Consider the following 12,080-nt stretch of genomic DNA (forward strand, 5'->3'; position numbering starts at 1 on the left):
TTTTACAATTGCGACAAATCTTTTTAACTGACGCCTGAACTTTCATCTTATTTCTCCAGCAAAACCTTTTAAGTTGGATTTAGCTTAAAAAGCCTGTTATCCCACTGTTATTTTTGTTTGACTTCTTCATCAAACTTTCGTACTGCTGCGACATCATGTGCGATTGGACTTGTGATACAAAATCCATCACGACCACTACGATGATCAACAGTGAGGTACCACCAAAATAGAACGGCACACTCCAGTAAAGTATTAAAAACTCTGGCAACAGACACACAGCTGTAATATAGACGGCACCTGCGAGCGTTAACCTGCCCATGACCGTGTCGATATATTTTGCGGTTTGCTCACCCGGGCGAATACCAGGGATAAAAGCGCCAGATTTTTGTAGGTTCTCAGCCGTTTCTTTTGGGTTAAATACCAATGCGGTATAAAAGAAACAGAAGAATATAATTGCCAGAGCATAAGCCATGACATACATCGGTTGTCCTGGTGACATCAATGTTGAGATATCTTTCAGCCAACCCATACCGTCTGATGAACCAAACCAGCCGGCTATTGTAGCAGGAAACAGGATGATACTTGAAGCAAAAATTGGTGGAATAACACCAGCCATATTTAACTTCAGTGGTAAGTGTGTCACTTGACCCGCGATCATCTTGCGGCCCTGTTGTCTTTTAGCGTAGTGAACAGGAATACGACGCTGTGCACGTTCAACGAATACAACGAATGCTGTAACAGCTAATGCTAACACCATCAATGCTATAACCAAGAAGGTATGCAACTGACCCGTACGTGCTAATTCTAATGTTCCGCCGATTGCTGATGGCAAGCCTGCAACGATACCGGCAAAGATAATTAACGAAATACCATTACCAATGCCACGCTCAGTGATCTGCTCTCCAAGCCACATTAAGAACATTGTCCCCGTCACTAATGTGATAACTGCAGTGATGCGGAACACAAAGCCTGGGTCAATTACTACGCCAACACCCGCAGCACTTTGACTTTCCAAAGCAATAGCGATACCTAAAGCTTGAAATGTTGCCAATACTAGCGTGCCGTAACGTGTGTACTGAGTAATTTTTCGTTTACCTGCTGCACCTTCTTTTTTCAACTGTGCAAGTTTTGGATGCACAACCGTTAGGAGCTGCATGATAATCGATGCCGATATATACGGCATGATACCCAATGCAAAAACAGACAAGCGCTCAAGAGCGCCGCCAGAAAACATGTTAAACATATCGAGGATTGTTCCTCGTTGTTGTTCAAACATGATCGCCAATGCAGCTGGATCGATACCAGGCACCGGCATAAACGTACCAAAGCGATAAACGATCAACGCGCCTAGTACAAATAACAAGCGGCTCTTCAGTTCACCGAAGCGACCGCCGTTTCCCAGCATGGCTGCTGCTTGTTGTCTGTTTTTTTCCACGTAGTTTACTCTTCGACCTTACCGCCGGCAGCTTCGATCGCTTTTTTAGCGCCTGCTGTCGCGATGATGCCTTTAAGGTTAACTGCTGCTTTGATTTCACCAGAGTTGATAACTTTTACACGTAATGTGTTTTCAGGTACCGCTCCAGCCGCTTTCAATGCCAACAAATCAACGGTTTCAGCGTCAATATTTGCCAGTGCATCCAAGCGAACTTCTGCAGTAGTACGGCTCACACGTGATGAGAAACCAACTTTAGGCAGACGACGTTGCAAAGGCATTTGACCGCCTTCAAAACCACGCTTGTGGAAACCGCCTGAACGAGACTTCTGACCTTTGTGACCTCGGCCACATGTTTTACCTAGGCCAGAACCGATTCCGCGACCAACGCGTTTGGCATCTTTCTTTTCGCCTGGTGCTGGGGCAAGTGTATTCAGGTTCATCTTAAACTTCCTCGACCTTTAATAAATACGAAGCATGGTTAATCATGCCGCGGTTCTCAGGTGTATCAAGCACAATGGCGCTGCTACCGGTTTTTCTTAAACCAAGACCGGCAACACAGGCTTTATGTTTAGCCAGACGACCAATGGTGCTTTTCACCAAGGTGACTTTTAATTTAGCTTGTGATGACATCTTTGTTATTCCGTGATCTCTTCAACTGACTTGCCACGTTTGGCAGCAATTGCTTCTGGGTTATTCATTTCGGTCAACCCTCTGATTGTTGCGCGAACAACGTTCAGTGGATTAGTTGAACCGTTTGACTTGGCAAGAACGTTATGAACACCAACTGCGTCAAATACAGCACGCATCGCACCACCGGCGATAACACCCGTACCTTCTGAGGCTGGCTGCATGAAAACTTTCGCAGCACCGTGTCTAGAATTCACTGGATGTTGCAAAGTGTCACCTTTAAGTGCCACGCTCTGCATGTTCTTTCTCGCTTCATCCATTGCTTTTTGAATTGCAACTGGCACTTCACGTGCTTTACCTTGGCCGAAACCAACACGTCCGTTACCATCACCAACTACTGTCAGTGCGGAGAAGCCAAATACACGACCACCCTTCACTACTTTAGCGACGCGGCGGATACCTACTAATTTTTCAATCAAACCATCAGAGTTGTTGGCTTGTCTTTGTTCATTCTGAGCCATGTTTCTTACCTTATAAAATTAGAACTGAAGGCCGTTTTCGCGTGCCGCATCAGCTAATGCTTTGACGCGACCGTGATAACGGAAACCAGAACGATCAAAGGCCACTTCAGTGATGCCTTCTTTAGCAGCACGTTCAGCAATCGCTTTACCTACTGCAGTGGCAGCATCAATGTTGCCAGTGTTCTTCAGTTCTTTTTTCACTTCTGCGTCCAGAGTCGAAGCTGTAGCAATGACTTTAGTGCTGTCGTGTGTCAGAACTTGCGCGTAGATGTGGCGTGGCGTTCTGTGAACTGTCAGTCTATAGACTTCAAGCTCTTTCAGTTTAGCCCGCGCTCTGGCCGCTCTACGTAAACGTGAAATTTTCTTATCCATTTTTCAGCCTAATTACTTTTTCTTAGCTTCTTTACGAGCAACATGTTCATCTGCATAACGAACACCTTTACCTTTATAAGGCTCTGGCGAACGATAGGCGCGAATGTCTGCTGCCACCTGACCGACAACTTGCTTGTCAGCACCTGAAACCACAATTTCAGTTTGGCTCGGTGTTTCTACGTTGATACCTTCCGGCACATCGTACTGAACCGGGTGTGAAAAACCCAGTGTCAGGTCGAGTTTGTTACCTTGTGCTTTTGCACGGTAACCAACACCGACGAGGGCCAATTTCTTTTCAAAGCCCTGAGTAACACCAACCACCATATTATTCAGCAGTGCACGGGTTGTACCCGCCAACGCGATGGCTTCTTTTGATTCAATCTTAGCTGTTGTTTTCAGCGCAGAATCTTCTTGCGCTACGTTCACATCAGGGTGAATGGCACGAGTCAGGGTTCCTTTAGAACCTTTAACTGTGACCTCACTATCATTCAGTGAGATTTCAACACCTGCTGGAATTTCTACTGGCGCGTTTGCAATACGTGACATTTTACAATCTCCAATAAATAAGGCTTAGCTAACTGCACACAAAACTTCGCCACCTTGACCTAAGGCACGAGCTTTGCGATCAGCCATCACGCCTTTAGATGTAGAGACAATCGCTACACCCAGACCACCGATAATACGCGGCAGTTCATTGGCTGATTTATATACACGTAGGCCAGGACGGCTGACTCGGCTAATTTCCGAGATTACGGATTTACCTTCAAAATATTTCAAGGTTACCGTCAGCGTCGCTTTGCCTTCGACTTCGCTGCTATTGAATGAAGAAATATAGCCTTCTTCTTGCAATACTTGAGCAATGCTAATCTTCACTTTTGATGAAGGCATGCTTACGTCAACTTTGTTTGCCTGTTGGGCATTGCGAATGCGTGTCAGCATATCTGCAATTGGATCTGTCATACTCATTTATCTAGCTCCACTAATCAGGTTGGTAATTACCAACTAGCCATTACCAAACCAGGGATATCGCCCTTCATTGCATGTTCACGCAGTTTGTTTCGAGACAAACCGAATTTGCGGTAGTAGCCATGCGGACGACCTGTCAGTTCACAACGATTTCTCATGCGTGTTGGGCTTGAATTACGTGGCAGCGCGTGAAATTTCTTCGCAGCTGCTTCACGCTGTTCGCCACTCAATGACATATCCAGCATTTGCTTTTTCAGCTCAGCACGCTTTGCAGCGTATTTTTTTACCAGTTTCGCTCTTTTCAGTTCGCGATTAACCATGCAACGTTTAGCCATAACTTATTCCATCCAACTCTTGTTTATTTTCTAAAAGGAAACTTGAACGCAGCCAACAAAGCACGCGACTCTTCAGCAGTTTTCGCTGAAGTGTTGATGGTAATATCCATACCACGCAGTTTGTCGATTCTGTCGTATTCAATCTCAGGGAAAATGATTTGCTCTTTAATCCCCATGCTGTAGTTTCCTTGGCCATCAAATGATTTAGGATTGAGGCCACGAAAATCCCGAATACGTGGAATGGAAATGGTAATCAGGCGATCTAGAAAGTCATACATGCGATCTGCACGTAACGTGACTTTACAACCGATTGGCCAACCTTCACGCACTTTAAAGCCAGCAACTGATTTTTTAGCTTTGGTTATAACAGCTTTCTGACCGGCAATTTTTTCCATGTCAGCCACTGCGTTTTCCAGCACTTTTTTATCAGTTAATGCTTCACCAACACCCATATTAAGAGTGATTTTGGTAATGCGAGGCACTTCCATTACTGATTTGTAGTTAAACTCGTCTTGCAACTGCTTAACTACATTTTCACGATAATATTGTTTTAATCTGCTCACTGTTCTATACCTAATACGAAGCTCAAGCGCTTACAACTTCGCCATTTGATTTGAAGACGCGAACTTTCTTGCCATCTTCCAGCACTTTAAATCCAACTTTGTCACCGTTGCCTGTAGCAGGGTTAACAAGAGCCAGATTCGACCCATCGATTGGCATTTCTTTTTCAATAATGCCGCCTGTGCGACCCAGAGCCGGATTAGGCTTTTGGTGTTTCTTGACCAGATTGATACCCTGAACAACAAACTTTACCTTGCCATCTTTTTCCACTCGGCTTTGGATTTCGCCTTGTTTTCCGCGATCTTTACCAGTTGTTACTACAACTGTATCGCCTGTTTTTAATCTTTCCATCCCAGCGCTCCTACTTACAGTACTTCCGGTGCCAGTGAAATGATCTTCATGAATTTTTCTCCACGAAGTTCACGGGTAACCGGTCCAAAGATACGTGTACCTATCGGCTGTTGTGCCGAGTTCAGCAGAACGGCTGCATTTTCATCAAAACGAATGATTGAGCCATCAGGACGACGTACACCTTTACGGGTTCTTACGATAACCGCATTGTGCACATCACCTTTTTTCACTTTGCCTCGTGGCGCCGCTTCTTTGATAGTGACTTTAATTACATCACCGATGCCAGCATAACGACGATGTGAACCGCCTAATACTTTGATGCACTCTACGCGTCTGGCGCCACTGTTATCTGCCACTTCCAGACTACTTTGCATTTGAATCATGGTCTAAACTCCAAACTGACTAGTTGCTTTACTTCGCACGATCGATAATTTCGACCAACTTCCAGCACTTTGTCTTAGACAGTGGGCGAGATGAGGCAACACTAACGGTATCACCAATATTGCATTCATTATTTTCATCATGAACGTGCAACTTGGTAGAACGTCTTACATATTTTTTATAGATCGGATGGGCAACTCGACGTTCAATCAGAACGGTAATTGTTTTATCCATCTTGTCACTAATGACACGACCGGTTAACGAACGTGCTGTACTTTGCTGATCACTCATTTCCGTGCCCTATCTTTTCTCGTTCAATACAGTCTTGATGCGTGCAATGTCACGACGTACACGTTGTATTTCACTATTACGTGTCAGTTGACCTGTAGCATTTTGCATACGCAGATTAAACTGTTCTTTGTGAAGTTCAACTAGCTCTGTCGCCAGGTCTTCAGCTGATTTTTGTCTAATTTCGCTCGCTTTCATTACAGTATCGCCCGCGTTACAAATGTTGTTTTAACGGGAAGTTTCGCTGCTGCCAGACGGAAAGCTTCACGCGCAACGTCTTCAGCAACACCTTCCATTTCATAGAGCATGCGTCCAGGCTGTACATTGGCAACCCAGTATTCAACATTACCCTTACCCTTACCTTGACGAACTTCCAGTGGTTTACTGGAGATCGGCTTATCAGGAAACACACGGATCCAGATCTTACCGCCACGTTTAATGTGACGAGTCATTGCACGACGAGCCGCTTCAATTTGGCGCGCTGTGATACGTCCACGTTCCAGAGATTTCAGACCATATTCACCGAAGCTTACTTTCGCTCCACGGTGGGCCAAGCCTCTGTTACGCAGCTTTTGCTGTTTCCTAAATTTCGTTCTTTTTGGCTGTAACATTGGTTATAACCTTATTTCTCAGCTACAGGTGCGTTTTGCGCATTGGCGTCGAAAACTTCACCTTTGAAAATCCAAACTTTTACACCGATGATGCCGTATGTGGTCTTAGCTTCCGCTGTACCATAGTCGATGTCAGCACGAAGTGTATGCAAAGGTACTCGACCTTCGCGATACCATTCAGTACGGGCAATTTCTGCACCGTTCAAACGGCCGGCAACATTAATACGGATACCTTCGGCACCTAGACGCATGGTGTTCGTCACTGCACGTTTCATTGCACGACGGAACATAATGCGGCGCTCAAGTTGCTGTGCGACACTTTCAGCAACCAAGGTTGCATCAAGCTCAGGTTTACGAATCTCTTCGACGCCAACATTGACAGGAATACCCATCAATTGTGACGCTTCCTTGCGCAGCTTATCGATATCTTCGCCTTTCTTACCAATCACGATGCCCGGACGAGCAGTGTGGATAGTAATCTTAGCGTTTTTAGCTGGTCTATCGATTTGGATCTTGCTGACTGAAGCGTGTGACAATTTTTGTTTCAAATAATCACGTACTTTCAGATCATTACCAAGCATGTCTGAAAAGTTGGCTGAGTCGGCATACCAGATCGAGTTCCAATCCTTAATTATACCAAGTCTAAAACCTGTTGGGTGAACCTTTTGTCCCATAAGTCTTCTCTCTACTTCTCATCTACAACCACAGTAATGTGGCTGGTGCGTTTAAGAATACGGTTGCCACGGCCTTTGGCGCGTGCTTGCATACGTTTCATAGTTGGACCATCGTCCACCATGACCGCTGAAACGACCAATTCGTCGATATCAGCACCGTCGTTATGTTCAGCATTAGCGATCGCTGAATTAAGTACATCTTTCATAAGATCAGCCGCTTTTTTAGGGCTGAACGCTAGCAGATTGATCGCTTTTTCTACTGGCAAACCTCTGATTTGATCTGCAACCAATCGCACCTTTTGTGCGGAAATGCGTGCATAGCTGAGTTTAGCTTTTGTAGCCATATCTTAACCTTATCGTTTAGATTTTTTGTCAGCGGCATGACCTTTAAAGGTGCGAGTTGGAGAAAACTCACCCAACTTATGCCCTACCATATCTTCTGAAACAAACACTGGTACGTGTTGTCGCCCATTGTGAACGGCAATTGTTAAGCCGATCATGTCTGGAGAAATCATCGAACGTCGTGACCATGTTTTGATCGGACGTTTGTTGTCAGTTTCTCTCGCTTCCAAGACCTTCTTTTCAAGGTGCTGGTCTATAAAAGGACCTTTTTTAATTGAACGCGGCATAGGATTCCCTAAATCTTATTTCTTGTTACGACGACGTACGATCATATTGTCAGTACGTTTGTTTTTACGTGTTTTATAACCTTTGGTAGGTACGCCCCATGGTGTAACAGGATGACGACCGCCCGAAGTACGACCTTCACCACCACCATGTGGATGGTCAACCGGGTTCATTACAACACCACGAACAGTTGGGCGAATACCACGCCAGCGTGTAGCACCAGCTTTACCCAATGAACGCAATGAATGTTCGCCGTTACCGACTTCACCCATAGTTGCCTTACAATCCAAAGATACTTTACGCATCTCACCACTACGCAGGCGAATCGTTGCATAACCGTTTTCACGAGCAACGTATTGAGCACTACCACCCGCGCTACGCGCCAGCTGTGCACCTTTACCTGGTTTCAGTTCAATACAGTGAACGGTGCTACCCAATGGGATAGCTGACAGCTTCAATGCATTACCTGCACGAATTGCTGCTGATTCACCTGATTCAAGACGATCTCCAGCCATCACACCTTTTGGCGCGATGATGTAACGCTTTTCACCGTCTGCATATTTCAGCAAGGCGATGTGAGCAGTACGATTAGGATCGTATTCAATTCTTTCAACTACAGCTGGGATACCGTCTTTATTGCGTTTGAAGTCAATCAAACGGTAACGTTGCTTATGACCACCCCCGCGGTGACGGACAGTGATGCGACCCGCATTGTTACGGCCACCTGATTTTGATTTCTTTTCAACCAAAGGTGCATATGGTGCACCTGTATACAAGCCTTCTGTGCTGACTTGAACAACAAATCTGCGACCAGCTGATGTAGGTTTAGCCTTTTTTAATGCCATTCCTGATTCCTCACACGTATTCTATTTACTTATTCGCCAAGGAAGTTGAGGTCAGCACCGTCAGCCAACGTAACATAGGCTTTTTTCCAGTCTGAACGTTTACCGATAGTACGGCCGGTACGTTTGACTTTGCCTTTGACGTTGGTTGTAGTGACTGCTGCAACTTTGACATCAAACAGGGTTTCAACCGCTGCCTTGATTTCTGTCTTGTTGGCGTTAGGTAGTACTTTCAATACAACCTGATTATTGTCTTCTGCAACACGTGATGCTTTTTCAGCGACCACAGGGCCCAAAATAACTTTTGTTAAACGCTCTGTATTCATGCCAGTGATTCCTCTAATTTACGAACAGAGTCTTCACTCATCACGACTTTTTCAAAGCGCAACAGAGCAACTGGATTAATGTGCGCCGCATCGGTCGCAGCAATGTCGTACAGGTTACGTGAGGCCAGAGCCAGATTTCCTGCAGCATTCTCAGTCACGATAAGCGCGTTAGACAGACCCAACGACTGTGCTTTTGCAAGCAAGTCTTTTGTTTTCGGCGTGTCCAGCTCGACTTTATCAACCACGATCAATGCATCGTTGCGACGCAGTTCAGACAGAATCGATGCGATTGCTGAACGATACATCTTGCGGTTTACTTTTTTACTATAATCTCTGTTTTTCGCTGCGAAGGTAGTACCACCACTGCGCCACAATGGGCTGCGGATAGTACCAGCACGTGCACGACCACTACCTTTTTGTGCAAATGGCTTACGTCCACCACCGCTTACTTCAGAGCGTGTTTTTTGTGCATGTGTACCACTGCGAGCACCGGCCAGGTATGAAGTGACCACTTGATGCACGAGAGACTCGTTAAATTCACGGTCAAACAAAGCGTCAGAAACTGAAATGTTTCCTGCTTTTTTGCCGTCGAATGATTGTAATTGAAGATCCACGTTTATTCCCCTAAGAATCTTACTAGGCTTTAACAGCCGGGCGGATAATTACATCACTGCCCGTTGCTCCAGGAACTGATCCTTTGATCAACAGCAGGTTTCTTTCTGCATCCACCTTGACGATTGACAGGTTTTGCAGGGTGCGTTTTTTGTCACCCATGTGGCCTGCCATCTTTTTACCTTTAAATACACGACCAGGTGTTTGACACTGACCGATAGAACCCGGTGCTCTATGAGACAGCGAGTTACCGTGTGTCGCGTCACCACCACGGAAACCGTAGCGTTTAACGACACCAGCGAAACCTTTACCTTTGGTAATGCCTGAAACGTCGATTTGTTGACCGTTTTCGAACAGGTCCACTTTCAACTCTGCACCAACTTCCAGCTCGGAAACTTCTTCCACTCTGAATTCTGCAACTTTACGTCCAGCTGCTGCTTGTGCTTTAGCAAAATGTCCTGCTTCAGGTTTAGTAACGCGTGATGCTTTACGTTCACCTACAGTCACTTGAATCGCGTTGTAACCATCGGTGTCGACAGTTTTTAACTGGCTAACACGGTTTGGTTCTACTTCAATTACCGTTACTGGCGTAGAGACTCCGTCTTCAGAGAAGACACGTGTCATTCCACGCTTACGGCCGATGAGTCCGATAGTCATTGACCCAGCCCCTCTTAGTTCAACTTGATCTGGACATCAACGCCAGCGGCGAGGTCCAGCTTCATCAGAGCATCTACTGTTTTATCAGTAGGCTCAACAATATCCATGAGACGCTTGTGAGTACGCAGTTCGTACTGTTCACGGGCATCTTTATTCACGTGTGGAGAAATCAACACTGTGAAACGCTCTTTTTTCGTCGGCAACGGAATCGGACCATTGATCCGCGCGCCTGTGCGTTTAGCCGTTTCAACAATTTCTTTTGCTGATTGATCGATCAAACGATGATCAAATGATTTCAGCCTAATTCTAATAGTTTGGGTTGCTGCCATTTCTATTACTCTGTGATTTTACTAACGACACCGGCACCAACTGTGCGGCCGCCTTCGCGAATAGCAAAACGTAACCCTTCTTCCATCGCAATCGGTGCAATCAAAGTTACGTCCATTTTGACGTTATCACCAGGCATTACCATTTCTACGCCTGATGGCAGGTCACATGCACCTGTCACGTCGGTTGTACGGAAATAAAACTGTGGACGGTAACCATTAAAGAATGGTGTATGACGGCCACCTTCGTCTTTCGACAAAATGTATACTTCCGCTTCAAATTTTGTGTGTGGGTTGATTGTGCCTGGGTGTGCCAGTACTTGACCACGGTCAACCTCTTCACGCTTAGTACCACGCAACAACACACCTACGTTATCACCAGCTTGACCTTGATCCAGCAATTTGCGGAACATTTCAACACCAGTACAGGTTGTTTTTTGCGTATCTTTGATACCAACGATTTCTAAGTCGTCACCTACTGTGATGATGCCGCGCTCTACACGACCGGTCACAACAGTACCACGACCAGAGATTGAGAACACGTCTTCGATAGGCATCAGGAATGCACCATCAATTGCACGTTCTGGTTGTGGGAAGTAGCTGTCCATTGCTTCTGCCAATTTGAAAATTGATGGCATACCAATGTCGCTTTCATCACCTTCCAGTGCTTTCAACGCGCTACCAACGATGATTGGTGTGTCATCGCCTGGGAAGTCATAGCTGTCCAATAATTCACGGACTTCCATTTCTACCAGTTCGATAAGTTCTTCATCATCAACCATGTCAGCTTTGTTCAGGTAAACGATGATGTACGGTACACCAACCTGACGTGACAACAAGATGTGCTCACGTGTTTGTGGCATCGGGCCGTCAGCTGCGTTTACTACCAAGATAGCACCGTCCATTTGTGCCGCACCGGTGATCATGTTTTTAACATAGTCGGCGTGACCTGGGCAGTCTACGTGAGCGTAGTGACGATTTTCTGTTTCGTACTCAACGTGCGCTGTCGCAATAGTGATACCACGCTCTCTTTCTTCAGGTGCGTTATCAATATCCGCGTAATCTTTGAATTCCCCACCTGATGCTTCTGAAAGCACTTTGGTGATCGCCGCAGTCAGCGTGGTTTTACCATGGTCAACGTGACCAATGGTGCCCACGTTGACGTGGGGTTTTGTACGTTCAAATTTTGCCTTGGACATTCTCGTCTACCTCGTTTAACTTTCGTTATTTCGTTTTGTTAATGATCGCTTCTGCAACATTGCCTGGTATTTCACTGTACTTGGCGAACTCCATAGAGTATGTCGCCCGTCCTTGTGTTGCAGAACGCAAATCAGTTGCGTAACCAAACATTTCTGCTAGAGGCACTTCTGCCTTGATAACCTTTCCACTGAGCGCATCGTCCATACCGCTGACCATGCCGCGACGGCGATTCAAATCACCCATCACATCGCCCATATATTCTTCGGGTGTTACCACCTCGATATTCATGACTGGTTCCAGCAATGCGGGGCTTGCTTCGAACGCACCGTTTCTGAAACCTAATGAACCTGCCACTTTAAATGCCATCT

24 protein-coding genes and 1 pseudogene are annotated in these 12,080 nt (G+C 45.8%); all 25 read right to left on the minus strand.

Going from position 1 to position 12,080, the window contains the following annotated elements; all coding sequences use genetic code 11:
• Positions 1 to 46: 50S ribosomal protein L36 (rpmJ, locus tag MDMS009_RS16785; RefSeq protein ID WP_081443636.1), on the minus strand; the 46-nt coding region annotated here is incomplete at its 3' end.
• Between the two features lie 33 nt (positions 47 to 79).
• A complete protein-coding gene (secY, locus tag MDMS009_RS13665) occupies positions 80 to 1,435 on the minus strand; it encodes a preprotein translocase subunit SecY (RefSeq protein WP_008292029.1) in 1,356 nt (451 codons plus the stop codon).
• A gap of 5 nt (positions 1,436 to 1,440) precedes the next feature.
• Entirely contained in the window at positions 1,441 to 1,875 is a 435-nt protein-coding gene (gene rplO, locus MDMS009_RS13670; RefSeq protein ID WP_008292019.1) for a 50S ribosomal protein L15, read from the minus strand.
• A gap of 1 nt (position 1,876) precedes the next feature.
• Positions 1,877 to 2,065 (minus strand): 50S ribosomal protein L30, encoded by a 189-nt coding sequence (rpmD, locus tag MDMS009_RS13675; RefSeq protein ID WP_008292011.1) that lies wholly within the window; start codon positions 2,063 to 2,065, stop codon positions 1,877 to 1,879.
• A gap of 5 nt (positions 2,066 to 2,070) precedes the next feature.
• On the minus strand, positions 2,071 to 2,583 hold the full coding sequence (rpsE, locus tag MDMS009_RS13680; RefSeq protein ID WP_008292007.1) for a 30S ribosomal protein S5: 513 nt from the start codon (positions 2,581 to 2,583) through the stop codon (positions 2,071 to 2,073).
• Between the two features lie 18 nt (positions 2,584 to 2,601).
• Positions 2,602 to 2,955: a 50S ribosomal protein L18 gene (gene rplR / locus MDMS009_RS13685; RefSeq protein WP_008292016.1), complete on the minus strand. Its 354-nt coding sequence runs from the start codon at positions 2,953 to 2,955 to the stop codon at positions 2,602 to 2,604.
• Between the two features lie 12 nt (positions 2,956 to 2,967).
• Positions 2,968 to 3,501: a 50S ribosomal protein L6 gene (gene rplF, locus MDMS009_RS13690; RefSeq protein ID WP_008292006.1), complete on the minus strand. Its 534-nt coding sequence runs from the start codon at positions 3,499 to 3,501 to the stop codon at positions 2,968 to 2,970.
• Between the two features lie 24 nt (positions 3,502 to 3,525).
• Positions 3,526 to 3,921, minus strand: a complete 396-nt coding sequence (gene rpsH / locus MDMS009_RS13695; protein WP_036311924.1) for a 30S ribosomal protein S8 — start codon at positions 3,919 to 3,921, stop codon at positions 3,526 to 3,528.
• A 29-nt stretch (positions 3,922 to 3,950) separates the two neighbouring features.
• Positions 3,951 to 4,256, minus strand: a complete 306-nt coding sequence (gene rpsN / locus MDMS009_RS13700; protein ID WP_036311922.1) for a 30S ribosomal protein S14 — start codon at positions 4,254 to 4,256, stop codon at positions 3,951 to 3,953.
• A gap of 23 nt (positions 4,257 to 4,279) precedes the next feature.
• Positions 4,280 to 4,819, minus strand: a complete 540-nt coding sequence (gene rplE, locus MDMS009_RS13705) for a 50S ribosomal protein L5 (RefSeq protein WP_008292024.1) — start codon at positions 4,817 to 4,819, stop codon at positions 4,280 to 4,282.
• A gap of 22 nt (positions 4,820 to 4,841) precedes the next feature.
• A complete protein-coding gene (rplX, locus tag MDMS009_RS13710) occupies positions 4,842 to 5,168 on the minus strand; it encodes a 50S ribosomal protein L24 (protein ID WP_008292022.1) in 327 nt (108 codons plus the stop codon).
• A 14-nt stretch (positions 5,169 to 5,182) separates the two neighbouring features.
• Positions 5,183 to 5,551 carry a 50S ribosomal protein L14 gene (gene rplN, locus MDMS009_RS13715; RefSeq protein WP_008292028.1) on the minus strand — a complete coding sequence of 123 codons (369 nt, stop codon included), beginning with the start codon at positions 5,549 to 5,551 and terminating at the stop codon, positions 5,183 to 5,185.
• A gap of 28 nt (positions 5,552 to 5,579) precedes the next feature.
• Positions 5,580 to 5,840, minus strand: a complete 261-nt coding sequence (gene rpsQ / locus MDMS009_RS13720; RefSeq protein WP_008292005.1) for a 30S ribosomal protein S17 — start codon at positions 5,838 to 5,840, stop codon at positions 5,580 to 5,582.
• A gap of 9 nt (positions 5,841 to 5,849) precedes the next feature.
• Complete coding sequence (gene rpmC, locus MDMS009_RS13725; protein WP_008292008.1) at positions 5,850 to 6,035, minus strand: 50S ribosomal protein L29; 186 nt, start codon at positions 6,033 to 6,035, stop codon at positions 5,850 to 5,852.
• Positions 6,035 to 6,448 (minus strand): 50S ribosomal protein L16, encoded by a 414-nt coding sequence (gene rplP / locus MDMS009_RS13730; protein WP_008292018.1) that lies wholly within the window; start codon positions 6,446 to 6,448, stop codon positions 6,035 to 6,037. Before rplP ends, rpmC begins: the two co-directional genes overlap by 1 nt.
• An 11-nt stretch (positions 6,449 to 6,459) precedes the next feature.
• Positions 6,460 to 7,122, minus strand: a complete 663-nt coding sequence (gene rpsC / locus MDMS009_RS13735) for a 30S ribosomal protein S3 (protein ID WP_036311920.1) — start codon at positions 7,120 to 7,122, stop codon at positions 6,460 to 6,462.
• Positions 7,123 to 7,133: 11 nt separating this feature from the next.
• On the minus strand, positions 7,134 to 7,466 hold the full coding sequence (gene rplV, locus MDMS009_RS13740) for a 50S ribosomal protein L22 (protein ID WP_008292021.1): 333 nt from the start codon (positions 7,464 to 7,466) through the stop codon (positions 7,134 to 7,136).
• Positions 7,467 to 7,475: 9 nt separating this feature from the next.
• Positions 7,476 to 7,751 (minus strand): 30S ribosomal protein S19, encoded by a 276-nt coding sequence (gene rpsS, locus MDMS009_RS13745; protein ID WP_008292014.1) that lies wholly within the window; start codon positions 7,749 to 7,751, stop codon positions 7,476 to 7,478.
• Between the two features lie 15 nt (positions 7,752 to 7,766).
• Positions 7,767 to 8,594, minus strand: a complete 828-nt coding sequence (gene rplB / locus MDMS009_RS13750) for a 50S ribosomal protein L2 (protein WP_008292010.1) — start codon at positions 8,592 to 8,594, stop codon at positions 7,767 to 7,769.
• A gap of 29 nt (positions 8,595 to 8,623) precedes the next feature.
• Entirely contained in the window at positions 8,624 to 8,917 is a 294-nt protein-coding gene (rplW, locus tag MDMS009_RS13755) for a 50S ribosomal protein L23 (protein WP_008292026.1), read from the minus strand.
• Positions 8,914 to 9,531 (minus strand): 50S ribosomal protein L4, encoded by a 618-nt coding sequence (gene rplD, locus MDMS009_RS13760; protein WP_008292027.1) that lies wholly within the window; start codon positions 9,529 to 9,531, stop codon positions 8,914 to 8,916. Before rplD ends, rplW begins: the two co-directional genes overlap by 4 nt.
• Positions 9,532 to 9,553: 22 nt before the next feature.
• Positions 9,554 to 10,186: a 50S ribosomal protein L3 gene (gene rplC, locus MDMS009_RS13765; RefSeq protein ID WP_008292017.1), complete on the minus strand. Its 633-nt coding sequence runs from the start codon at positions 10,184 to 10,186 to the stop codon at positions 9,554 to 9,556.
• 14 nt (positions 10,187 to 10,200) lie between these two features.
• Entirely contained in the window at positions 10,201 to 10,515 is a 315-nt protein-coding gene (rpsJ, locus tag MDMS009_RS13770; RefSeq protein ID WP_008292025.1) for a 30S ribosomal protein S10, read from the minus strand.
• Between the two features lie 5 nt (positions 10,516 to 10,520).
• The gene (tuf, locus tag MDMS009_RS13775) at positions 10,521 to 11,711 is read right to left on the minus strand and encodes an elongation factor Tu (RefSeq protein ID WP_008292013.1); all 1,191 of its coding nucleotides are present in this window, start codon (positions 11,709 to 11,711) and stop codon (positions 10,521 to 10,523) included.
• A 25-nt stretch (positions 11,712 to 11,736) separates the two neighbouring features.
• Positions 11,737 to 12,080, minus strand: a pseudogene (fusA, locus tag MDMS009_RS13780) (elongation factor G); the annotation flags it as partial.

Origin of the sequence: Methylophaga thiooxydans DMS010, from assembly GCF_000156355.1 — a bacterium.
In the GTDB taxonomy this organism is placed as follows: domain Bacteria; phylum Pseudomonadota; class Gammaproteobacteria; order Nitrosococcales; family Methylophagaceae; genus Methylophaga; species Methylophaga thiooxydans.